Raw genomic sequence first — 17,667 nt, 5'->3', positions numbered from 1 at the left:
ATGCTGGACGGCCTCGCGGATCAGCTTCCATTCGGATGGCGTCAGCTCCGGCCGGTCGCCCTCGCCATCATCGATCCCGTCATCGTCGGGTTCTGCGGCAGGAGGGGTGGGAACCGGCTGGGCGGCATGGACGGCGCCAAGGATCGGATCGTCCGGAGGCGTATCGTCGTTCGAGGGTGTCAGAGCGGGATCTCCGACACAGCCGGATCGAGGTAGCGCAAGCTCCAGGTCGGATGGAACGGCATGCTGTGCGGAATGCCGTCGAGCTGAATCATCAGCCGGCCGCCGCGCGCGCTGCGGATCGTTCCGAACTCGGGCCGGCCTTCGCCGGTATATTCAACCCGGCCGCCGCGTTTCGCCGGCACGCGATAGCTCTTGCGGACCCAGGCCATCGTCATGACGCCGCCTCGGTCGCGGGCGCTAGGGCGGCGCGGAGAAACCGCTCGCACTCGGAACGCCGCATCGGCGGGTGGAGGTTCTTCATCTCAACCATTGCCGCGTCGATCATGGCTGTCGTGACGCCGCCCATCTCCACCGTGGCGGCCGCTTGCATCGCTGCGATCACCCGCCACTCGAACGCGATGTAGCAACCGGCCAACATGCGATCGATCTCGGCGGCGTCGCGACGTTTCTCCCAGCCAACGGCCTTCATGAAGATGACGTTCGACGCGCCGCGCATCGTGTCCGGATAGGCGTAAAACCACCCGGCTCGCGGGATGCCGGCCACGCGCGCGAACGTCTCGGCTGCCGCCTTTGTGTGCGCGATGATCCCAATGCGCAGATCGAGCGTGACCTTCATGACGCCACCTGCACGAAGCTTCGGGTGGCAGCGTCGAACCGGAACGGCGTGCGATCGGACCAATACCAGTAGGTGATCCAGTAGCCCTCGCCCGCCTCAAAATCCCCGGAATCGTGCCCGCGGAAGCATTCCTTGGACTCTGCCACGAGCGCCGCGACGCTGCTGCCGGCCATCTCGTTGTCGGGGCAGTAGATGTGGTTGGCACCTTCGGGCAGGTCGCGATCGACCGACCAGGTGCCATCCGCCGCGAATGTCAGCGTGGCGCCGCCGAAAGCTCGGACCTCGTAGAAATCCAGGCGCTCGCCGTCTTGTAACGCTCGCTCCGCCACCTTGCCGTCGAAATCGAGCAGGGCGGGCGCTCCATCATCGAGCGCGCCAATCCAGTCGGTCGGGGAAGCCTTGGGCTCGGGCACGACCTCGTCGAAATACGGTTCGGGAATCCATCCGTCGCTCATGCTGCCTCCCTTTCGCGCACCAGGCGCATCCGCATGTCGTTGAAGTCGCCGCCCTCTTCGGGCCACACGTCCCGGATCGTTCGGCCCGGCTTGGTCCAGCGCGTGGCGCCGCGGGCGATCGTGCACTCGACGACGATGCGATCGCTGTCGCCATCGGCGAGCAGAAGCAGCTCCTGGACGCTGTCGGGTATCGCGATCGCGCGGAGCGGGTCGCTCATGTCCGGCACCGGGCCCGGGATGTTGACGGGCATCGAACGCCCGGCCTTGTCTGTCTTCCGCAAGGTCGGATGGCGGATCGAGGCCGCGGCCTTGCCGCCGAGATTGCCCATGTCGATCGCCGACCAGAACGCGGTATCGTCCAGGTCCTCGCCGGCCTCGACCATGGAGGCCCAGACCGAGAGCGTCGTCTCGATGCCTTCGCCCATGACAAGGCGGCGGATATGCCCGGCGCGCGCCGGCACCAGCAGCAGATGACCGCCCTGCTTCGAGCCGCGCGAGCGCTTCACGTCGATCAGCTGAGCCCCGGGCGATGAGCGCTCCAGCAGCTCGCCGTCGGTCGTGATCAGCAGCTTGCCCTTCTGATCGGCGGGAACGGCGCCGCTCGCGAGGCGCGGATCGAGCCAGGTCATGTGCAGCCCGGCGAATTGGTCTTCCCGGATGATCGGCGCGACCATCGCCGGCCCGGTCCAGATGATCTTGCCGTTCGGGCCCGAAGGCTCGCGCAGATGCATGCGCGGATGGAAGCGCAGGCGGGCGCCAGGCGGCACGTCGGGAATGCCCCGATGGCGCAGATAGAGCTCGACCATCGAGCCAGGCGCGGGCTGGGCATCGCGCCAGAGCGCATGCAGCCGCCGGCGCTCGTCCTCGCGAAACTGATTGTGCTCGCGCTGCTGCTTCGCCTGCGCCGCCTCGTCATCGGCCTTGCGCTTGGCGGCCAGCGCCTCGCGCGCCTGGCGCTCGGCATCCGTCTCGGGCTTGCTGTGCGGCTTCGCTTCGCCGGTCAGCGCCTCGACCGCCTCGAGGAAGGACGCGTCGCGCATCAGGTAGCTGGCGAGACCGATCGCCCCATATCCGCCCTTGCCGGCCCCGCGGCAGTTCCAGGCGCCCTTGCTCGGATTGACCGAGAACCGGTCATGCCCCCCGCAGCGCGGACACGGCCCGACGAGCTCGCCCGTCGCGCGCGCCCCGCCCAGCTTCGTCCCGCCATTGCGGGGCTGGAAGCCGAACTTCAGCGCCACGGTCAGGACCGAGATCGCCCTGGCCTTTTCGACCCAGGCGTCGAAGGCAGGATCGGGCGCGCGCTCGGTCAATCGTCGACTCCTGCCGCGGCCTGCAGGGTCCAGGCCTCGGCCCGGGTGATGGTCGGATAGGCGCGGTGACCGGCTCCGAAGAGATCGCCGAGCGCGAGGAAGTTGATCGCGACCTCGGGTCGGCAACGCTCGGCTGCCTTGTTGAGCAGGTTGACGGCGCCGGGCAGGTTACCGGACCGGACGCAGGCCTCGGCCCGGCGCAGGATCGCAGCATGCACCAGGCGCTCGTCCATCTCCGGCAGAGCCTGGGCGCCCGTGGCCGGAAGGGGCTCGGGCGGAACCTCGATCTTCACCTCGCGATCGAGCAGCATGACCAGCTTCGATTGGGGATGGACCGCGACGGCTCCGATGCCGACGAGATGCTCGATCGCGCGGCTCAGCGTGCCTCGGTTGCAGTCGAGATGACGTTGCATGGCGGTGACCGACATGGGCCGTTGCCAAGTCGCCAGCATCTCCAGCGTCCTGCCCGCGAGCCGGCCGACGATACGGCGGCTGGTCAAGGTCGTACTCAAGAGAGCACCTCCGCCGGCGGCAGCAGCCCGAGGCCGATCGCGATCTCGGGATGCTTCGCCAACGCCAGCGCGATCTCGCTGGCCTTGGCCAATGCCTGCGCCTGGCGGAGGGTCTCGCCGATCGTCAGCTCGCGCAGGGCCGGGTCTTCGCCTGGTGCCTTGGCGACCATAAGCTCGAGCTGATTGAGGCCGAAGGTTTCGCTACGCGCGGCCGTGCGCAGCCGGGCGGCGATCTCATCGAATGTCATCGGGAGCGCGCTCATGCGAAGGCCCCGCTGCGCGCCTGCTGGCGCACCTGCTTCAGGGCGTGAGCCTCGGCCTCTTCCCGGGCCCGGATCGGCCGGACCTCATAGACGAGCTGACGGCACGCGGCGCACCAGCTTGAGCCTTCCGCCGAGACCGGCTTGCCGCAATAGAGGCCGCCACGGTGGAAGTCGCTCCAGAGCGGCATGCGGCAGGTCCGCGAAGACAGCGCCTCGATGGCGATGGCTTCGGGGCCTTCCGGTTTAGGCCAGCGCTTCGGCGTCGGATCGACCACGGGCGCCATAGTCACCGGCGGCAGGACGGGCTTCGCCACGGGCGCCGGTTTCGGCCGCGGGGCTTTCGGTGTTGCCGGCGCACGGCTGACGCCGGCGCGGGCCTCACGCGCGGCGGCCACGCCGCCACCTCCGGGGGCGAGCTTCAACTGTAGGCCGAGCCGGTGAACCTTGCCCATCACGGCATTGCGGCCACAACCCATCGCATCGGCGATCGCCTGGGCGCTGCCGCCCTCGTCGACCATCGTGCGCAACCGCGCGACATTCTCGTCAGTCCAGGAAAACGCCGCCTCAGTCATGCTTCAGCCCTCCGGCGAGGGCGAGCAGCTGCGCCGCGGCGAGACGCGCGGTGTCCAGGACCCGCGACAGCGTGTTGAACTCGGCCATCAGGCGATGCGCTTCGGCCGGCGTGATCTTGCCGTCCTTCACGGCCTCAGCGAAGACACCCATCACATCCGACGCCTCCGACACGACGGCAGCGGTCGCGACATGCAGATTGACCTTACGATCAGGCCTCTCGGCATTCTGCATCAACGACCAGCCCTGCAGCTCGAGCTCGGCCTTCGTCACCACCGGGAAGCCGGCATCCACCTCAAGGCGGGCCTTAACCCGCGCCGACATGAGGTCGGGCTCGTTCGGATTATTGAGCCGGCCCATCTGCGCGATCGAGACCTCGCCGATATCGGCCGCCCGCGCGATGCCGCCGCAGCGTGCGATCAGGTCGCGCTGCGCCGCTTTGATCCGATGATGCCAGGCATCCTGCTCGCTCATGTCGCGCCTCTTCGACCGGGAGAATGGGGCCGCGCTTTTCTCGGCAGCGCGGCGGGCCGATCTGGGCTAGGAAAAGCTGGAGAAACCCGAGGGGCAGCAGCCGATGACTGAAAAGAACATCACCGTTTTCCCGCTTGCCGGCTGGAATCTCGCGACGCTGCCAGGGAAGAATGTCCTCCTGGATCTCCAGTTGGTGCCGTCGGAAGCCGCGCTTCATACAGAGAGACGATCTCTTCCGGTCGGAATGACCGCTGATGCAGCAGACGAGCTTGCGGAAGCGCTTCGTCGAGCTGCTCAGGCAGCGCGCATGGGGCAGGCGCCGAACACGAGCCGGAGCTGATCAGCTCGCGGATGGTTGCGGCGAGTTTCCTCAGCGACATCATGCCGACATCTCCTCCGCCATCATCGACGGCGGCAGACGGCCCTTGGCTTTCGCGTGGATGCGCGCGATCAGCTCGTAGCTGATCTCCTCGCACCCGACGCTCCGGGCGTGCTCCACGAGCTGTGCCCAATATTCGCCGGGGATTGCGCCGCGGCGCTTCATTTCCGAAGCCGTCGAGGGCTTCACATCGAGGGCCCGCGCGATCGCCGCCGGCCCGTTGAGCGCATCGAAGATGTCAGAGACCGTGTCCATGTCCGCCGTTTACACGGATCGTGTTCATTCAGTCAACATGATTTCTGTTCACACAATATGTGAGCATGCGCTGATGAGCGATATGTCCGACCGCCTGAAGGAAGCCCGCGCCAAGGCGGGCTATGCGTCTGCCCGATCGGCAGCGCTCAAGTTCGGCTGGCCAGTTTCCACCTACGGCGCCCATGAGAACGGCCAGAACGACTATGATGCCGAGGCTGCAGCCAAGTACGCTAAAGCGTATCGGGTTTCACCGGCCTACCTGCTGACGGGTGAGAACCCTCCGCTGTCCGCTGAGGATCGCGAAGATTTGGCGCTTCTGCGCGAGGCTCGCGACCGCGGGATTCTTGGCGAAGTGATGAAGTACGTTCGGTTTCGGCTATCAGAAACCGAGTAAGGCGGCGCGCCTGGGCGCGACGTTCGGGGTCAAGAGCCTGCAGTTCTGCAAGAGCGGCAATAAGCTCCGTATCCTGCCTCAATGTCCCCCCCCTTTACACAACTGTTCTTTCTTCGTTCACGGTGCACGCCCGTTAACAGATCGTCAATGCGTAATCGAGCCGGCCTGACAGGCTACTGACTCCTGACGTCGGTAGCGACGCCGCGCTCCACTGATAAACACGCTTTGTGTTGACAGCTTTCGTGTTTATCCGTACCCCTGTCTCCGTCGCAACCCGATGGAGGCATTTCGATGCGCCACGAACGCCCGCTCCCCGGCCAGCCGTCCCCGATCGAGGAGGTCAACGCCGAGATCTTCACCCGCCGCATGCGCGGCGCCCAGGCCGTCCGCACCCGCAATGATATCGGCGACGGCCGCCAGCTCGACGGAGACCTGAAGGCCGCCGTCATCGCCGACATGGTCAGGGTCCTCAACGAGAACCGCCTCGATCGCGGCTATGCCGACATCTACGACCTGAAGCGCGCCGGCTACCACGAGGAGGCCGCGGCCTATCTCGGCCCGATGGCCGCCAAGGAAATGGCCCGCGAGATCGCCGAGAATGGCGCCCGCTACGGCCTCGACCGGACGGAGGCGGCCTAGATGGACGCCGCCACCATGGAGCGGCGTCATGCCGCGATCGAGCGTCTGCAGGCGGTTGCCGGCCAGATGCACGAAGTCACGCGCCGGATGGGTGAGAATATCCGCGAGCCCAGCCTTGCGCTCGGCAAGCTTGCGATCGCTTCCCGCACAGCCTGGGCTTGCTCGCAATACGCGCTGGCACATGCCGAGGCGGGACTGATGCCGGAGCAGCTCGTCGACATGATCGCCGATCAACACCCGGGCGGCAGTTCTCCCGGGCTGCAGCGCCTGCGCCTCACCACATTGGAATCGGCCAACCGCCGGCTGCGCCGCGCGCCTTGGCCGGGACAGGCGGTGCCGGCATGATCCGCGGCGGTGATCCACACGGGATCGTCCCGCGCGACAAGCCGGACGATCGCGGCCTCTCGGCCGCCCTGCAGCGCGCAGACGATCGCGGCGCCGAGGAAGCCAGCGCTGCCGCCGCGGTCGCGACGGCAGCCGCCGACGCCGAAGAGCGCATCCGCAAGACGACGCGGGCCATCTTCATCGACGCCCTCTATCGCGCCAAAGCCCTGAATGGCGACGCGGCTTTCGATACCGACGACGTCGAGGACCTCGACGCCATCGAGGGCATGGCCTATCGCCTCGGCCGCCGCCGACAGGCACGCTCATGAAGCCGGCCGACACCGTTTCAGCGCAAGAGGCGGTCTGGGAACAGACCGCCAGCGGCCGGGCGCTACCGCTCGGCCGCGCGATCGAACCCGGCGCGATCGACGTCGCGCGGGATATCGCCGCTCCTCTCGGCAATACCGGCCGCTTCGCCAACCAGATGCCGTCCGGCATCATCTATTCGGTCGCCCAGCATTGCTGCATCGGCGCTGACTATCTCTGGTCGCAGACGCAGGACCCGGTCTTCGCCATGGCCTTCCTGCTTCATGACGGGCACGAAGCGATCCTGACCGATACCCCCTCGCCCGTGCTCGACGCGATGCAGCAGGTCCTCGACGACATGCGCCGCGAGGTAGGCGCCGACGTCGTGCCGCGGATCTCGATCAAGCGGATCAAGCAGCGCCTGGCCGAGCCGATCGACCGATACCTGCATGCCGAGGCCGGCCTGCCCTGGCCGCTCCCGGCCGAGGTGCGCGACCGCGTCCATTTGCTCGACATGCAGTTGCTCATGACCGAGCGCGAACACCTGCTCGCCCGGGCGCCGCGGCGCTGGCACGAAAACCTCGAGCGGCTGCCACATCTCAAGCTGAAGCAGAGGATCAAGCCGCTCTCGCCGGCGCGCGCCAGCGAGGCATGGCTCACCCGGTTTCAACGCTGGAGCCAGCAGCTTCACGCCCAGCGCGCGCAGCTTTCTCTCCCTGCGATCGCCGAGCGCATCCAGGAAGCGGCGCGATGACGCCGCGCACCCTCGTCATTGCGATCGACGTGCCCGACGCGATTCCTGATCCGGACCTCGCGCGCCGCGTCCAGCAGGTCCTGCGCGAGGCCTGCATCGCCACTCCCGATCAGTCCGATCTGCTCTGGCCGGACCGCGCCTCGATCGAGGTCACCGTCTTCCGCTTCCCCGCCTCCGCCGTCCTGTCCATCGTCATCGGAGATCATTCATGACCGAAGTCATTGCCTACCGGCTGAACGAACTCGTCGCCGGCGAGAGCGTCAACGTCCGCCCCCGCGACGAGGACGTCGCCGAGCTTGTCGCCTCGATCCGGGCTCACGGCCTGCTGCAGCCGCTCGTCGGCCGCGATCGGGGCGATGGCAAGGTCGAGATCGTCGACGGCAATCGCCGCCTGAAGGCGATGCAGCTGATCGACGCAGTGGATGATGCCGCCGACGTCAGCACCATCGAGTGGGTCCATGTCGTGCTGCGCCCGGCCGAGGCTGAGGCCGACGCCTTCGAGATCTCGCTGGCGGCCAACGTGCTGCGCAAGCCGCTGCACCCGGTCCGCGAGTTCGAGGCCTTTGCCGACCTGATCGACAAGGGCAAGGACAAGCAGGCGATCGCCGATCATTTCGGCATCCCGCTGCGCGCCGTCGAGCAACGCCTGGCGCTCGGCCGGCTGCACGAAGACGTCCGCGCCGCCTGGCTCGAGGGGCGGATCACCGGCGAGGCCGCGCGCGCCTTCACGCTGGCGGCCCCTGCGGACCAGGCGGCGTATCTGGCGAAGGTGCAGCCCGGATGGCAGTTGAACGCTCGCTCGATCCGCGAGGCCTTCACGGCCGACACCATGGAAGCGTCGAATTACAAGGCGCGCTTTGTCGGACGGGAGGCGTACCTTGCCGCCGGCGGCGCCTTCATCCTCGACCTGTTCACCGATGAGCCGGACTATGCTGACGGTGCGCTGGTCCAGCGGCTCGCGAATGAAAAGCTGGCGGCAGAAGCGCAGCGCATTCGCGAAGCAGAAGGCTGGGCTGAAGTCCTGTTCGGGGAGGCTGCGAACCAAAGCTATCTTTGGGACCGCATAACCAAGCCGACGCTTCCCGACGCCGAGAAGCCCGCCCGAGCCATCGAGATCGAACAGCGGCTGCAGGCGATCGCGGCGCGGCGCCAGGAGATCGAGGACGCCCTGGACGGGCTGGAGTGGGACGAGGACGCGGAGCCGCCCGAGGTCACCGCGCAGCTCCGTGAGGATGACGACTTGGCGGCCGAACAGCCGTTGCTGGAGCGCGAGCTCAAGTTGCTGACCGAGCAGGCGACCTGGATGGTGCTCCCCGAGAGCAAGCGCGCCAAGGCTGTCGCGATCGTCAAGATCGACAATTACGACGGCACCCTGTCCGTGGTCCGTGGCTTTCTGAAGGACCAGAAGCCGAAGCCCGCGCCGAAGCCGACCGCGATCCCGGCGCCGGCACCGAAGCCCTCGGCCGACGGCGAAGAAGCGCCCGAGCCGACACGCCTGTCAGCCGCGCTGATGGACGAGCTCGCGCTGACGGCAACCCGGGCCGCGGCCCATGTCGTGGCGGCGGAACCCCGGCTGGCGCTGGCGCTCTTCGTCGCCACGGCCGCCACCCTCGGGAGCCCTGTCCGATTCAAGAGCGAAGGCCGCAGCGAGGGCCCCGGCCTTCCCTGGAACGGACGCGATTACAATTCGAAGACGAGGTTCGTCGACGTGCTCAAGAGCACGGTGCTGCTGTCGATCGACGAGCTGCAGCACCATGCGGCGAAATGCGTCGCTCATATGCTGGACTTCACCAGCAAGGCGATCGTCAACCACAGCATGGACGCCCTGAAGCCCGAGGCGGCGCAGGCAGTGCGCGCGGCGCTCCCGCTGGTCGACCATCGCGCCGCTCTCGTTCAGGCCTTCGACGCTGCCGATTACTTTTCGAAGGCACCCAAGCAGGAAGCCATCACGGCGATCGCCGAATGCGGCGACGACCCCGGGAAATACGCCAAGCTGAAGAAGGCGGACTTGGGCGCCACGGCCGCACGGCTGGCCAACGCCCGCGGCTGGCTTCCGGCCACGCTCCGCGGCGAAATCTTCGATGCCGTTCTGCCGGAAGAGCCGGAGGCCGAGGACCAGGGCGAGCAAGCTGGCGAGCATGAAGGCTCGGCCGAGCCCGAGACGGCCGAGAGCGCGGCCGAGGCCGCGCAGCGCATCTGGCAGGACCAGGAGCGCGCCCGTCTCGGCGTGATGAAAACGCCCGACGTCCGCGCCGAGTTCACGGCGCGCGGCATCAAGGTCCCCTTCGGCAAGAGCAAGAACCAGATGATCGAGATGCTGCTGGCACAGCCGGCCGAGACCGAGGAGGCCGCGTGATGGATCATCTTCGCCCGATCGTTGTCGAGGACTTCACCAACGTCGTCTATGCGACGCAGCCGGGCCCGGCACCGCAGACGCAGTGGATCGAGCTCGACTTCCTGCGCATCGACGATCGCTATCAGCGGCCGATCGGGAAGCGCGGCAAGATGCAGATCCGCCGCATCGCCGAGCGCTTCCGCTGGTCTCGTTTCGCGCCGGTGATCGTCGCGCCGATCGAGGGCGGGCTCTATGCCGTCATCGACGGGCAGCACCGCTGCCATGCCGCACGCCTGCGCAGCATCAAGTCCGTGCCCTGCATGATCTCCATGGTCGACGAGGTCGAGCAGGCTGAGGCCTTCGCCGAGATCAACACGCGGCAGCTCGCCGTCACGCCGGCGGTGCTGCACAAGTCCCGCGTCGCCTCGCGCGATCCCAAGGCGCTGGAGCTCGAGCAGGTCCTTACCGCCGCTGGCGCACGCATCGTTACGCCCCGGCACCAGAAGGAGCTGAAGCGCGGCGACACGTTCGCGGTGGCCATCCTCTACAAGCTGAAGGAGGATTACGGCGAGGCCACGCTGCAGCGCGCCTGCGAGGCGATCGTCCAGGTCGGCGACGGCAATGTCGGCATGATGCGGGCGGCGGTGCTGCAGGCCTATTGCGCGACCTTCGAAGCCACGCCGGCGTTTCGGGATCACCCCGATTTGCTCGACGCGCTCGACAGCTTCGACCTGCCGGCCGCATTCCAGCGAATGAATGGCGCGATCGTCGCGAAGGGCGAGCTGCGCTGGCGCCGCCTGTCGACGGATCTCGAACTGCATCTGCGCCGCTCGCTCAAGATCGCGGAGGCGGCATGAGTCAGCACCGTACCGACTGGCCCGGCCGGGCCGAGTACTTGGCCGAGCAGCGGCGAATCCGCCGTTTGCTCTGGGCCCTCGCCGTCGCCAGCCTCGCGCTGCCGGCGGCCGTCGTGCTGTGGTGGTGAGCGCGATGGCAGCGGTAAGCGCGATCGAGTGGACGGACGCGACTGTCAATTTCTGGTGGGGCTGCACGAAGGTCGGGCCGGGCTGCGACCATTGCTATGCCGAGACGCATAGCAACCGATTCCAACCAGGCCTTTGGGGCACCGGCACGCCGCGACGGAAGATCAAGGGCGCGGCGAAGCTGCTGAACCGGCTCGACAACGACTATGCGTGGTGGGCGGCCGACGCAGAGATTGGCAGGTTTCACCCCAATTCGCGCCGCCGCGTCTTCATCCAGTCGATGTCCGACCTGTTCGACCTCGAGGTGCCCCTGGAATGGTTCGCCGAGGCATGGGGCAAGATCGTCCAGTGCAATCGGATCGACATCCAGATCGTGACCAAGCGCATCAGCGCGGTCGAGAAACGCCTCGCGGCCATCGGCGTCACGACTTGGCCAAAGCACGCCGGGCTAATCGTCACCGTTGTGAACCAGGCGGAGGCAGACCGAGATATTCCGCGACTTCTCGCCCTTAAGGCGACACTCGGCATTCCGTGGGTTGGCGTCAGCGCAGAGCCGCTGCTCGGACCGATCGACTTCGAGCCATGGCTTGCATGGCCGCACCTCGACGTTGAGGTAAACGGCCGGTCATGGGGCTGCCAAGGGTGCGACAGCGATTGCCCATCCTGTCCAAAGGGCAAAGCGCACTACGATTACGAAGAAGGCCCGGCCGATCAGGATGGCATGCCAGAATGGATTGCGGAGCGCCGCGCGACGCTCGAGTGGATTATCGTCGGCGGCGAGAGCGGGAAGGATGCCCGGCCTTTGCATCCAGAGTGGGCACGGAGCATCCGCGATCAGTGCGCCGCCTCAGGAACGGCCTTTTTCTTCAAACAGTGGGGAGAATGGCAGCCGCGGGAGTGGTGCCGGGACGGCGGAACTCACGCGCTAAACAGATGGCCGGGGCATTCCTTTCAGAAGATTCAGTCATCCCCCGATTCAATCGAGCGGGTCGGTGCTGGACCCGATTGGCAAGCTTTCGCGAAGGTCGGCAAGAAGGCTGCTGGCCACTTCCTGGATGGCGCCGAGCATCGCGCCTGGCCGAAGGCTTCGCGATAATGCCAATCCGTCGACTGGGTCTCCCCGACAGATCGCAGGTCTCGCTGGCCACGCCGCTTCGTCTGGAAGCTGCCGCCGCGCTCGCCTTCCCCGACGGCTCGATGAAAGTTTCGGGGCTTCGTCGGGAGCGGGACGCTGGACGCCTTGAAACTTGGATCACGGCGGGCAAGGAATACACCTCGCTCGCCGCGATCGAGGAGATGACGGAAAAATGCCGCGCCATTCGAAAGGTCCGCGCCTCTGGCTCCAGCCCGAGCGATTCGACGAACGACGCGGCATGCGAAATGAAGCCGTCTGGGTCATCCGAGACCGAGGACGCAAGATTAGCACTGGCTGCGGCGCTCATGCGCTGTCAGCAGCCGAAGACGCCCTCCGGGATTATCTTGTCCAAAAGCGCGATCCCGAAGCTGCCGCCAAGGCCCGCTCAGACGATCCGCTGATCGCCGATATCCTCGCGATCTACCTGGACCACAAGGCTGATAAGCAGAAACGACCGGCCGAAGTGCGCGCCCGCGTTGCCAGGCTGCTGGCATGGTGGGGTACGCGTCGCTGCTCCGAGGTTCGCCCCAGTACTTGCCAGGCCTATGCGAAGGAGCGCGGCGACGGGGCAGCCCGACGCGAGCTCGAGGATCTGCGCGCAGCGCTCCGGCACGGCTGGAAGGAGCGCATCCTTGCCAATCCGATTCCTGTCGAATTGCCGCAAGCCGGCCCTCCCCGCGAGCGCTGGTTGACGCGCTCCGAGGTGGCCCGCCTGCTCTGGGCGGCCTGGACCCTGCGCGAGAAGCAGAAGCGCCACCGCGGCGACAACAGTGGCCCAGCCCTGGAGACCGATCGAAGGACTGCCCGGCACGTCGCCCGTTTCATCCTGGTCGCGCTCTATACCGGCACGCGCGCCGGCGCCGTCTGCTCGGCCGCGATCCGGCCGACAGTTGGTCACGGCTTCGTCGACACCGAGCGCGGCGTGTTTTACCGCCGCCCGCCGGGCACGCGGGAAACGAAGAAGCGCACGCCGCCGGTCGGGCTCGACGCGCGGCTGTTGGCCCATCTGCGCCGCTGGGAAGCCAAGGGCCTTTCGAAGAGCTTCGTGGTCGAATGGAACGGCAAGCCCGTCGAGCGGGTCCACAAGGCCTTTCGGGCAGTGCGTGAGGCGGCCGGCCTTGGCGCCGACGTGACGCCGCATATCCTCCGGCACACGGCAGCAACCTGGGGCATGCAGAACCGGGCCGATCCCTATGCTCTGTCGGGCATGCTCGGCATGACGCTGGAGACGCTTCAGAACGTCTACGGCCACCATCACCCGGACCATAACCGCGCCGCGGCGGCGGCCATCGCGCTAAGGCCGAAACGCGAACGACCGACAGATACCGACAGAAACGGAAGAACCGAGCAGGAACGCCCTTCCGCGAAAGCCCAGTAAACAAGGCGATCCCGCGCACCCTTTTTCAGCCGGCGAGCGTTCGGGACGAGGGGGTCGCAGGTTCAAATCCTGCCACTCCGACCAAAATTTCCCGCGTTATTCGAATAAGCTAGAAAAACGGCCCTCACGGGCCTTTTTTCGTTTTCGGGCTGTGTGCGGACCGACTGCGCTCTTTCCCAAGCCGCCTTGCGGGAATCGTCACCCAACCGTCAAACGGCACGACTATTGCGTCGCCTCCCGCAACGGAGACGACCATGCTGCGCGACTGCCCGACCGACGCGAAAGCCACCCTCGCCCTGATCGCGCTTTCGGCGATCTGTATTTTGGGCTGGCTCGCCGATCTCGGCCTCTGAGCGCAGAGCCCCTGCCGGGCTGCCCCTGTCATCCGCCTCGATCAGCGACTACAGTGCCGCCTCATCGAATCGAACGGTCGGGCCATGAAGCGCATCACCCTCCTTGCCGGCATCCTCGGATTGGCCGTGTTCCTGTCCGGCTGCGACAAATGCGGCAATTTCGGCCCGCTCTTCGGCCTGGACACGAAGAGCTGCGGCGGCAAATCGGCGAACTAGAGCGCGGCGCCGCCAGATCCAGCCGGCGCGACCTCCGCGTGGGTGGAAGGGGCGCGGCAACGGCGCAGACCGACCGAGACAAGAGATGGCTGACGAGATCGAGTTCGACAGAAGCGCGCCGACCGAGGCTGGCATCGTCGCGACGCTGTCGCCGCTGGTGCGCCGGATCATCGCCGGAAATGGCGGGCCGATGACCTTCACCGGCACCTGCTCCTATATCGTCGGCCGCGGCACCGTCGCGATCATCGACCCCGGCCCGGACGATCCCGCCCATGTCGAGCGCCTGCTGGCGGCGGTCCGCGGCGAGACCGTCAGCCATATCGTCGTGACGCATACCCATCGCGACCATTCCCCGGCCGTGCCGGCGCTGAAAGCTGCGACCGGCGCGACCGTGGTGGGCTGCGGGCCGCACCGCCCCTCGCGGGAGCTCGGGCCGGGCGAGGGCCGTGTGCTGGATGCCGCCGCCGATACCGATTTCAAGCCGGACCACGAAATGCGCGACGGCGATACCGTCTCCGGGCCGGGCTGGAGTCTCGCCGCCGTGGAGACGCCCGGCCATACCGCCAATCACCTCGCCTTCACGCTGGCCGAGGAAGCCACGCTGTTCTCCGGCGACCATGTCATGGCCTGGTCGACCTCGGTGGTCGCGCCGCCGGACGGGTCGATGGCCGCCTATATGGCCTCGATCGAGAAGCTGCGCGGGCTGGAGCATGCCCGCTACTGGCCGGGCCATGGCGGGCCGGTCACCGAGCCGCAGCGCTTCCTGCGCGGGCTCGTCCAGCATCGCCGCCAGCGCGAGGCCGCGATCCTGAACCGGCTCGGCGCGGGCGACGAGACGATCGCCGCGATGGTGCCGGTGATCTACCAGGGCCTGGCCCCCGCCCTGCACGGGGCGGCCGCGCTCTCGGTGCTGGCCCAGCTCGAAGACCTCGTCCTGCGCGGCACCGTCGCGGCCAGCGACGCCATTCCGGCGCTCGCCAGCCGCTACAGGCTCGCCTGACGCGCGTCGTCAGCGATTGTCCATCAGCAGCTCGATCTCGTCGGCGAAGGCCGCGACGCGCTCCGCATTGGCGCCGAGATCGTGGCTGCCGAGCCGCGAGGCCGAGCGGATGTCGATGCGGCTGCCATCGACGCGCGGCCGGACGCGGATGGTGATGTCCTCGGAAAAGCGCAGGATCCGGCCGCGCGCGACGGCCTCGACCCGCCCCGCCCCGCTGCGCCCGCCCGGCCGCGCCGTCTCCAGCACCTGCCAGCCGAGGCCGAGCGCAGCGCGCCTGGCGAGGTCGAAGGCGGCGTCCGCCGGCAGTTCCAGCAGGATCGGCACCGCCTTGGGATAGGCCTGCCGCTGCAGGCGCCGCCGCTCCGCCGGCACATCGGGCGGGACCCGTCCGGCACGGGCGGTCAGCGCGGCCTGCGAGCGGCTGAAGGCGGGCGGATCGTCGATATCGGTCGAGACATCGGCGAGCGCCGGCCGAGTCACGAGCTTCAGCGCGACGTAACCGGCAGGTGCGAGCAGGACGAGCGAGAGCAGCATCGCGCCCGCGGCCATGCCGACGCCGCGATGACCGGACTGCCAGATGCGGATGAAGGCGAGGATGGCGAGGCCGAGCGCCGCGAGCACGAGGACATAAGCCCCCGCGACCGGCGCGAGCCCCTCGATGCTCGGCTCCCGCAAGCGGACCAGCAGCAGCGAGAGCAGCAGGACCGCGCAGGAAAACCAGGCCAGCCGCCGGCTCCAGACGGCCGCGCGCGAAACCGGTTCCTCGAAGACGAGACGGCGGTGCATCGCCCTTTCGTGCCTCCCGCCGCGCCGGAACGCAAGCCGCGGAATGGGTTAAGCGCAATGTTAATTAAATCGGCAATAAAAGGGCATGACGAGGTTTGGCCGCAGCCTGCCTCGCGGCCTTCGCCACCGCCTTATTGCCGCATGTCAGGCTCGAGTCCCGCCGTGAAATTCTTCCCCTCGTCGATCCAGAACTACCTCGTCGCCACCATGGCCTGCCTGTGCGTGCCCGGCATCGGCGCGCTCGGCTACATGGCGGAGCAGTCCATCATGGAAGTCCGCAGCAACATGCAGTTGGCCGAGTTGGTCCAGGCCGACAAAGCCCTGCTGCTCGCCGGCAACGCGATCCGCACCGCGCGCGGACAGGCGCAGACCAGCATCCAGGTCGCGGACGATCCGGCACCCGTGCTGAAGCAGATCGAGGAAAGCAATCGCAGCCGCATCAACGAGGCGATCGCGCAGCTCGGCGAGACCGACCTGCCCGGCCGCAAGGAGCTGATCGCCGGCATCCAGCAACAGCAGAAGCAGACCGACGCCAGGATAGCCGATCTCTATGCCGAGGCCGCCAAGCCGAAGGCGCAGCGCAGCCTCGCCGCCACCATGCCCTGGTATAACGGCATCGGCGCGATCGAAGGCGCGATCGTCAAGGCATCGGACGAGACCTCCAATGCGGCCCGCCTCGCCGACCCGATCCTCGCCGACCTGCAGAGCTTCAAGTCGTCCGGCTGGGACGTCCGTTCGAATTACGGCACGCAATGCTCGGTGCTGCGCCCGGTCTTCGGTTCGGGCAAGGCGTTGGATGCCACCCAGATCCGCAAGCTCGGCGAATTGCGCGGCGTTTCCAACGCCGCCGGCGACACGCTGAAGCAGCTCGCCTCGCGCTCGGGCGTCGGCAGCGAGCTCGTCCAGAAGGTCGGCGTCATGTCGGCCGAGGTCGAAGCCGCGAACCGCAAGATGGACGAGCTGATCGGCAAGCTCGGCCAGGGCGCCGGCCCGGTCATCGCGGCGGAGGAATGGACCAAGCAGTGCAACGGGCCGTTCACGGCCATCGTCTCCGCCGTCACCCAGTCGCTCGACGACATGGTCGTTCGGACGGACAAGAAGCTCAACGCCGCCTGGGTGAAGCTCGGCATCGTCAGCGCGCTGCTGGCGGCCCTGCTGGTCATCTGCGTGATGAGCTGGCGCGGCGTGCAGCGCCGCGTCGCGCGGCCGCTGGTCTCGCTGAAATCGGCGCTGGACGAGATGCAGAAGGGTGATTTCACCCGGGCCATCCCCGCCGCTCCCTCGCCGGACGAGATCGGCTCGCTCAGCGGCGCGCTCGAGATCTATCGCGAGAACGCGCTCGCGCTCGAACAGAACCGGCGCGACCGCGAACTTGCCATGCTCGCCGATGCCGAGCAGGCCGCCCATGTCCAGAAGCTGCTCGGCGAGGTCGCCAATATCGTCGCCGATGCCCGCGAGGGCAATTTCTCGGGCAAGGCTCAGGTCGGCGGCATGGAAGGCCCGCTGAAGGAGCTCGTCGAGGGCATCAACGAGATCAACGCGGTTGTCGACGGTGCGACGACGGAGTTCGCGGAGATCCTGCAGGGGATCGCGGGCGGGGACCTGACGAGCCGGGTCGAGACGGCCTATCGCGGCCGCTTCGCCGATCTCAAGGGCGCGATCAACGAGACGGTCGATCGCCTCTCCGACACGGTCGCGACGATCCAGACCACCTCGGCCGATGTCGGGCTCGCTGCACGCGAGATCAACATGGGTGCCGACGATCTGTCGAAGCGCACCGAGGAACAGGCTTCCTCGCTGGAGGAGACCGCCGCCACGACCGAGGAGCTCGCAGCCTCGGTCAAGGCCTCGGCCCAGGCCTCGAAGGATGCAGCCCGCATCGCCGACGAGGCGATGCAGGCGGCCGAGAACGGCGGCGCCATCGCCGGCCAGGCGGTCGACGCCATGGCGAGGATCGAGACCGCCTCGCAGAAGATCTCCGACATCATCCGGGTGATCGACGACATCGCCTTCCAGACCAACCTCCTGGCGCTCAACGCCGCGGTCG

At 67.5% G+C, this 17,667-nt stretch carries 25 protein-coding genes; 15 read left to right on the top strand and 10 right to left on the bottom strand.

Translation table 11 applies throughout. The features are described 5' to 3' along the window. Positions 1-179 precede the first annotated feature (179 nt). Genes JHD80_RS05890 through JHD80_RS05855 form a run of 8 tightly spaced genes read right to left on the bottom strand, consistent with a single transcriptional unit; the run spans position 180 to position 4,383 of the window. Positions 180-398 (bottom strand): hypothetical protein, encoded by a 219-nt coding sequence (locus JHD80_RS05890; protein ID WP_199085452.1) that lies wholly within the window; start codon positions 396-398, stop codon positions 180-182. After that, positions 395-799 carry a hypothetical protein gene (locus tag JHD80_RS05885; protein ID WP_199085451.1) on the bottom strand — a complete coding sequence of 135 codons (405 nt, stop codon included), beginning with the start codon at positions 797-799 and terminating at the stop codon, positions 395-397. Before JHD80_RS05885 ends, JHD80_RS05890 begins: the two co-directional genes overlap by 4 nt. After that, complete coding sequence (locus tag JHD80_RS05880; protein ID WP_199085450.1) at positions 796-1,254, bottom strand: hypothetical protein; 459 nt, start codon at positions 1,252-1,254, stop codon at positions 796-798. The genes JHD80_RS05885 and JHD80_RS05880 overlap by 4 nt, the downstream gene beginning before the upstream one ends. Next, positions 1,251-2,564 carry a DUF7146 domain-containing protein gene (locus JHD80_RS05875; protein WP_199085449.1) on the bottom strand — a complete coding sequence of 438 codons (1,314 nt, stop codon included), beginning with the start codon at positions 2,562-2,564 and terminating at the stop codon, positions 1,251-1,253. Before JHD80_RS05875 ends, JHD80_RS05880 begins: the two co-directional genes overlap by 4 nt. Further along, a complete protein-coding gene (locus JHD80_RS05870) occupies positions 2,561-3,076 on the bottom strand; it encodes a hypothetical protein (protein ID WP_199085448.1) in 516 nt (171 codons plus the stop codon). Before JHD80_RS05870 ends, JHD80_RS05875 begins: the two co-directional genes overlap by 4 nt. After that, the gene (locus JHD80_RS05865; RefSeq protein ID WP_199085447.1) at positions 3,073-3,324 is read right to left on the bottom strand and encodes a hypothetical protein; all 252 of its coding nucleotides are present in this window, start codon (positions 3,322-3,324) and stop codon (positions 3,073-3,075) included. The genes JHD80_RS05870 and JHD80_RS05865 overlap by 4 nt, the downstream gene beginning before the upstream one ends. Positions 3,325-3,335: 11 nt before the next feature. Then, positions 3,336-3,911, bottom strand: a complete 576-nt coding sequence (locus tag JHD80_RS05860) for a GcrA family cell cycle regulator (RefSeq protein WP_199085446.1) — start codon at positions 3,909-3,911, stop codon at positions 3,336-3,338. After that, entirely contained in the window at positions 3,904-4,383 is a 480-nt protein-coding gene (locus JHD80_RS05855; RefSeq protein ID WP_199085445.1) for a phage regulatory CII family protein, read from the bottom strand. Before JHD80_RS05855 ends, JHD80_RS05860 begins: the two co-directional genes overlap by 8 nt. Positions 4,384-4,486: 103 nt before the next feature. Between JHD80_RS05855 and JHD80_RS05850 the strand changes: the two genes are divergently transcribed. Continuing rightward, complete coding sequence (locus JHD80_RS05850; RefSeq protein ID WP_199085444.1) at positions 4,487-4,723, top strand: hypothetical protein; 237 nt, start codon at positions 4,487-4,489, stop codon at positions 4,721-4,723. A gap of 39 nt (positions 4,724-4,762) precedes the next feature. On the opposite strand, the gene JHD80_RS05845 is transcribed toward JHD80_RS05850, so the two are convergent. Further along, on the bottom strand, positions 4,763-5,017 hold the full coding sequence (locus tag JHD80_RS05845; RefSeq protein ID WP_199085443.1) for a carph-isopro domain-containing protein: 255 nt from the start codon (positions 5,015-5,017) through the stop codon (positions 4,763-4,765). On the opposite strand from JHD80_RS05845, the gene JHD80_RS05840 reads away from it, so the two are divergent. The 13 genes from JHD80_RS05840 to JHD80_RS05790 all read left to right on the top strand — a co-directional run bounded on the left by JHD80_RS05840 (position 5,016) and on the right by JHD80_RS05790 (position 14,834). Further along, entirely contained in the window at positions 5,016-5,411 is a 396-nt protein-coding gene (locus JHD80_RS05840) for a helix-turn-helix domain-containing protein (protein WP_199085442.1), read from the top strand. The two genes, JHD80_RS05845 and JHD80_RS05840, sit on opposite strands and share 2 nt — an antisense overlap. A gap of 291 nt (positions 5,412-5,702) precedes the next feature. After that, the gene (locus JHD80_RS05835) at positions 5,703-6,050 is read left to right on the top strand and encodes a hypothetical protein (protein ID WP_199085441.1); all 348 of its coding nucleotides are present in this window, start codon (positions 5,703-5,705) and stop codon (positions 6,048-6,050) included. Continuing rightward, complete coding sequence (locus JHD80_RS05830) at positions 6,051-6,395, top strand: hypothetical protein (RefSeq protein ID WP_199085440.1); 345 nt, start codon at positions 6,051-6,053, stop codon at positions 6,393-6,395. Next, positions 6,392-6,703 (top strand): hypothetical protein, encoded by a 312-nt coding sequence (locus tag JHD80_RS05825; RefSeq protein WP_199085439.1) that lies wholly within the window; start codon positions 6,392-6,394, stop codon positions 6,701-6,703. Before JHD80_RS05830 ends, JHD80_RS05825 begins: the two co-directional genes overlap by 4 nt. Next, positions 6,700-7,434 carry a hypothetical protein gene (locus JHD80_RS05820; RefSeq protein WP_199085438.1) on the top strand — a complete coding sequence of 245 codons (735 nt, stop codon included), beginning with the start codon at positions 6,700-6,702 and terminating at the stop codon, positions 7,432-7,434. The genes JHD80_RS05825 and JHD80_RS05820 overlap by 4 nt, the downstream gene beginning before the upstream one ends. Then, positions 7,431-7,646, top strand: coding sequence for a hypothetical protein (locus JHD80_RS05815; protein ID WP_199085437.1), 216 nt, complete (start codon positions 7,431-7,433; stop codon positions 7,644-7,646). Before JHD80_RS05820 ends, JHD80_RS05815 begins: the two co-directional genes overlap by 4 nt. Next, positions 7,643-9,790, top strand: coding sequence for a ParB/RepB/Spo0J family partition protein (locus tag JHD80_RS05810; RefSeq protein WP_199085436.1), 2,148 nt, complete (start codon positions 7,643-7,645; stop codon positions 9,788-9,790). Before JHD80_RS05815 ends, JHD80_RS05810 begins: the two co-directional genes overlap by 4 nt. Further along, on the top strand, positions 9,790-10,626 hold the full coding sequence (locus JHD80_RS05805) for a DUF6551 family protein (RefSeq protein ID WP_199085435.1): 837 nt from the start codon (positions 9,790-9,792) through the stop codon (positions 10,624-10,626). The genes JHD80_RS05810 and JHD80_RS05805 overlap by 1 nt, the downstream gene beginning before the upstream one ends. Next, on the top strand, positions 10,623-10,754 hold the full coding sequence (locus JHD80_RS29080) for a hypothetical protein (protein WP_282568363.1): 132 nt from the start codon (positions 10,623-10,625) through the stop codon (positions 10,752-10,754). Before JHD80_RS05805 ends, JHD80_RS29080 begins: the two co-directional genes overlap by 4 nt. Before the next feature lie 5 nt (positions 10,755-10,759). After that, positions 10,760-11,848 (top strand): DUF5131 family protein, encoded by a 1,089-nt coding sequence (locus tag JHD80_RS05800; protein WP_199085434.1) that lies wholly within the window; start codon positions 10,760-10,762, stop codon positions 11,846-11,848. Between the two features lie 211 nt (positions 11,849-12,059). Beyond that, positions 12,060-13,265: a site-specific integrase gene (locus JHD80_RS05795; protein WP_199085433.1), complete on the top strand. Its 1,206-nt coding sequence runs from the start codon at positions 12,060-12,062 to the stop codon at positions 13,263-13,265. 437 nt (positions 13,266-13,702) lie between these two features. Beyond that, positions 13,703-13,834: a hypothetical protein gene (locus JHD80_RS29075; RefSeq protein WP_282568362.1), complete on the top strand. Its 132-nt coding sequence runs from the start codon at positions 13,703-13,705 to the stop codon at positions 13,832-13,834. Positions 13,835-13,919: 85 nt separating this feature from the next. Continuing rightward, positions 13,920-14,834, top strand: a complete 915-nt coding sequence (locus JHD80_RS05790; protein ID WP_199085432.1) for an MBL fold metallo-hydrolase — start codon at positions 13,920-13,922, stop codon at positions 14,832-14,834. A gap of 9 nt (positions 14,835-14,843) precedes the next feature. Here JHD80_RS05790 and JHD80_RS05785 read toward each other — a convergent pair whose 3' ends face one another. Next, on the bottom strand, positions 14,844-15,620 hold the full coding sequence (locus tag JHD80_RS05785) for a DUF1499 domain-containing protein (RefSeq protein WP_199085431.1): 777 nt from the start codon (positions 15,618-15,620) through the stop codon (positions 14,844-14,846). A 162-nt stretch (positions 15,621-15,782) separates the two neighbouring features. Between JHD80_RS05785 and JHD80_RS29260 the strand changes: the two genes are divergently transcribed. Then, the coding region (locus tag JHD80_RS29260; RefSeq protein ID WP_199085430.1) for a methyl-accepting chemotaxis protein at positions 15,783-17,667 on the top strand (1,885 nt) is incomplete at its 3' end.

The sequence above is a fragment of the Allobosea sp. ASV33 genome (assembly GCF_016428755.1).
GTDB lineage: Bacteria > Pseudomonadota > Alphaproteobacteria > Rhizobiales > Beijerinckiaceae > Allobosea.
The sequence above is the reverse complement of the archived record's forward strand: the minus strand, read 5'-3'. Positions and strand labels throughout refer to the sequence as shown.

Coding starts and splice junctions, on each gene's coding strand:
- JHD80_RS05785 (WP_199085431.1), bottom strand. CDS start 15,620: ATGCACCGCCGTCTCGTCTTCGAGGAACCGGTTTCGCGCGCGGCCGTC.
- JHD80_RS05815 (WP_199085437.1), top strand. CDS start 7,431: ATGACGCCGCGCACCCTCGTCATTGCGATCGACGTGCCCGACGCGATT.
- JHD80_RS05790 (WP_199085432.1), top strand. CDS start 13,920: ATGGCTGACGAGATCGAGTTCGACAGAAGCGCGCCGACCGAGGCTGGC.
- JHD80_RS05890 (WP_199085452.1), bottom strand. CDS start 398: ATGACGATGGCCTGGGTCCGCAAGAGCTATCGCGTGCCGGCGAAACGC.
- JHD80_RS05865 (WP_199085447.1), bottom strand. CDS start 3,324: ATGACATTCGATGAGATCGCCGCCCGGCTGCGCACGGCCGCGCGTAGC.
- JHD80_RS05885 (WP_199085451.1), bottom strand. CDS start 799: ATGAAGGTCACGCTCGATCTGCGCATTGGGATCATCGCGCACACAAAG.
- JHD80_RS05835 (WP_199085441.1), top strand. CDS start 5,703: ATGCGCCACGAACGCCCGCTCCCCGGCCAGCCGTCCCCGATCGAGGAG.
- JHD80_RS05860 (WP_199085446.1), bottom strand. CDS start 3,911: ATGACTGAGGCGGCGTTTTCCTGGACTGACGAGAATGTCGCGCGGTTG.
- JHD80_RS05820 (WP_199085438.1), top strand. CDS start 6,700: ATGAAGCCGGCCGACACCGTTTCAGCGCAAGAGGCGGTCTGGGAACAG.
- JHD80_RS05795 (WP_199085433.1), top strand. CDS start 12,060: ATGCCGCGCCATTCGAAAGGTCCGCGCCTCTGGCTCCAGCCCGAGCGA.
- JHD80_RS05805 (WP_199085435.1), top strand. CDS start 9,790: ATGGATCATCTTCGCCCGATCGTTGTCGAGGACTTCACCAACGTCGTC.
- JHD80_RS05810 (WP_199085436.1), top strand. CDS start 7,643: ATGACCGAAGTCATTGCCTACCGGCTGAACGAACTCGTCGCCGGCGAG.
- JHD80_RS29080 (WP_282568363.1), top strand. CDS start 10,623: ATGAGTCAGCACCGTACCGACTGGCCCGGCCGGGCCGAGTACTTGGCC.
- JHD80_RS29075 (WP_282568362.1), top strand. CDS start 13,703: ATGAAGCGCATCACCCTCCTTGCCGGCATCCTCGGATTGGCCGTGTTC.
- JHD80_RS05800 (WP_199085434.1), top strand. CDS start 10,760: ATGGCAGCGGTAAGCGCGATCGAGTGGACGGACGCGACTGTCAATTTC.
- JHD80_RS05855 (WP_199085445.1), bottom strand. CDS start 4,383: ATGAGCGAGCAGGATGCCTGGCATCATCGGATCAAAGCGGCGCAGCGC.
- JHD80_RS05830 (WP_199085440.1), top strand. CDS start 6,051: ATGGACGCCGCCACCATGGAGCGGCGTCATGCCGCGATCGAGCGTCTG.
- JHD80_RS05850 (WP_199085444.1), top strand. CDS start 4,487: ATGACTGAAAAGAACATCACCGTTTTCCCGCTTGCCGGCTGGAATCTC.
- JHD80_RS05840 (WP_199085442.1), top strand. CDS start 5,016: ATGTCCGCCGTTTACACGGATCGTGTTCATTCAGTCAACATGATTTCT.
- JHD80_RS05825 (WP_199085439.1), top strand. CDS start 6,392: ATGATCCGCGGCGGTGATCCACACGGGATCGTCCCGCGCGACAAGCCG.
- JHD80_RS05880 (WP_199085450.1), bottom strand. CDS start 1,254: ATGAGCGACGGATGGATTCCCGAACCGTATTTCGACGAGGTCGTGCCC.
- JHD80_RS05845 (WP_199085443.1), bottom strand. CDS start 5,017: ATGGACACGGTCTCTGACATCTTCGATGCGCTCAACGGGCCGGCGGCG.